This window comes from Rhodovibrio sodomensis, from assembly GCF_016583645.1.
Lineage (GTDB): Bacteria > Pseudomonadota > Alphaproteobacteria > Kiloniellales > Rhodovibrionaceae > Rhodovibrio > Rhodovibrio sodomensis.
Map to the genome: position 1 here is coordinate 1 of NZ_NRRL01000234.1, position 2240 is coordinate 2240.

Below are 2240 nucleotides of genomic sequence, written 5' to 3' on the forward strand. Positions count from 1 at the left end.
CTGGCTCGGCGACGGGCGTCTCCGGTTCAGGCGGCGCCACGCGCACCGGCACGAACGGGCTGTCGTCCTCGATCTCGTTCGTGGCCGCCTTGGCCAGCTCGCGGCGCCAGTTGTAGATCTGGTTGCGGTGGATTCCGTGCCTCAGCGCGACCTCGGACGCTGGGCGGTCGCCCGAAAAGCTCTCCGCCACGATCCGGGCCTTGTCGGCCAGTGTCCAGGACCGCCGCCGCGACGTGCCCGTCGTCAGCTCCATCCGCCGGTACGGGTGCCCATCGGTTTGCCAATTACCTTGCACACGATCGCTCATCTGCCCCTCCTGCTCGCGAAAGAGCGGAGAGGCTACGCACATACCGCAGCGGAGCGCCACGTGGGGGTCTCGTGACGCTTACGATCCCATCTCAACGAAACGCCAGCGGATAGCGGATCTGGCGGCCCGCATGCCGGAGACGCCGCTGACGACGCTGGCCCATCACATCGACCACGCGTGGCTAAAGGAGGCGTACCGGCAGACCCGCAAGAGCGGGGCGACCGGTGTGGACGGCCAGACGGCCGCCGACTACGCGGCCGACCTGGACGCCAACCTCGCCGACCTGCTGGAGCGCGCGAAGTCCGGACGCTACCGGGCGCCGCCGGTCCGCCGGACCTACATCCCCAAGGGTGACGGGTCCAAGGTCCGGCCGCTCGGCATTCCGACGTTCGAGGACAAGGTGCTCCAGCGCGCGGTCGCTATGGTGCTGGAGAGCGTCTACGAGCAGGATTTCTACGACTGTTCGTACGGTTTCCGGCCCGGCCGGTCGGCGCACGACGCGCTCCGCGCCACGCGCCACGCGCGAGGCGTTGATGGCGACGGGCGGTGGCTGGGTGCTGTCGCTCGACATCACCGCCTACTTTGATAGCGTCGATCATCGGCAGTTGCAGAGTGTGGTCCGCCAACGGGTACGCGACGGCGTGCTCACGCGGCTGATCGGCAAGTGGCTGAAGGCCGGGATCCTGGAAGACGGCCAGTGGCGCTCGGCGGACGCCGGGACCCCGCAGGGCGGGAGTCTCAGCCCCGCGCTGGCGAACGTTTTCCTCCATGAAGTCCTCGACAGCTGGTTCGAGGAGACGGTGAAGCCGCGCCTGCACGGGCGGGCCCACCTCGTCCGCTACGCTGACGACGCCGTGCTCCTGTTCGAGCGCGCGGACGACGCCCGGCGTGTCTTGCGGGTGATCTACGACCGGTTCGCCAAGTACGGCCTCACGGTCCACCCGGAGAAGACGCGCCTGGTCCCGTTCACCCGGCCACCACACGATGCCGACAGCCCGAAGCCGCATAGCGGGACGTTCGACCTGCTGGGGTTTACCCACTACTGGCGGCGTTCGCGTCAAGGGAAGTGGGTTGTCCAGCGCAAGACAGCCAAGGACCGATACGCCCGCACGCTCAGGGCGATCAACCAGTGGTGCCGGGCCAACCGCCACCGGCCAGTAAGCGCGCAGTGGCTGACGCTCTGCCGGAAGCTGGAGGGGCACTACCGTTACTTCGGCGTCACCGGCAACGGACGGCTCATCCGCGCCGTGTGGGCGGCGACCCGCCGTCGTTGGCGCTCCTGGCTGGCCCGGCGCTCGCAACACGGTCGCATGCCGTGGGCCCGGTTCCGCCAGCTCCTTGTGCACTACCCGCTCCCTAACCCGCGGCTACTTGCTCGCCACCGCGCGTAGCAAAGCCATCGCTCGCGCTTGCGGTAGTCCTGCACGAGCGGCTCTCACCGAGGGTTGCGCCTTGCAAGCGCATGCAATCCAGCCGCCTGAAATGGCGGCCTCGGCAAAGCCTAGCCAGCAGCCGAGCACCGAGTCTTGCGGGGTGCCCGGCGACGGGTACCGCGAAGCGTAGACAGGGAGGCCGGCAGGCCGGAACGCAAGTGAACGGACAATTAGCCCCGAAATCGATCGTGGTCGAAGTAGCCGACCCTATCCCTCTTTGGGGAAGGCAGAACCGCTGGGTGCGGTATGGCGAGTGCCCAGGGGTGCTTCCGGGGTTCGTACCGCCGGCATGTCGCCGAGGGAATGCATGCGAACAAGGGAGGTCCACCGGGTTCAAGCTGCGGCTTGTAGGACCTGAGAGTCTGGCCGGGAATGCTGGAAAGTCATACTTAAACCCGAGGCTGCGATGGAGAGCGATGTAGCGGCCAAGATCCTCGCTGAGCATCACGCCTCTCCCGGCCAGGGTTGCGTGATGGCGGTCAGCGTCGCGACGTCGACCT

Annotated in this window: 3 protein-coding genes; 2 read left to right on the forward strand and 1 reads right to left on the reverse strand. The window is 67.7% G+C overall.

The window, feature by feature from the left end; translation table 11 throughout:
• The coding region (tnpA, locus tag CKO28_RS27335) for an IS66-like element accessory protein TnpA (RefSeq protein WP_200344645.1) at window positions 1-307 on the reverse strand (307 nt) is incomplete at its 3' end.
• Between the two features lie 130 nt (window positions 308-437).
• On the opposite strand from tnpA, the gene CKO28_RS29025 reads away from it, so the two are divergent.
• Both CKO28_RS29025 and CKO28_RS27345 read left to right on the forward strand, forming a co-directional pair.
• The gene (locus tag CKO28_RS29025) at window positions 438-893 is read left to right on the forward strand and encodes a reverse transcriptase family protein (RefSeq protein WP_200344647.1); all 456 of its coding nucleotides are present in this window, start codon (window positions 438-440) and stop codon (window positions 891-893) included.
• The gene (locus CKO28_RS27345; RefSeq protein ID WP_200344649.1) at window positions 841-1698 is read left to right on the forward strand and encodes a reverse transcriptase domain-containing protein; all 858 of its coding nucleotides are present in this window, start codon (window positions 841-843) and stop codon (window positions 1696-1698) included. Before CKO28_RS29025 ends, CKO28_RS27345 begins: the two co-directional genes overlap by 53 nt.
• Window positions 1699-2240 lie beyond the last annotated feature (542 nt).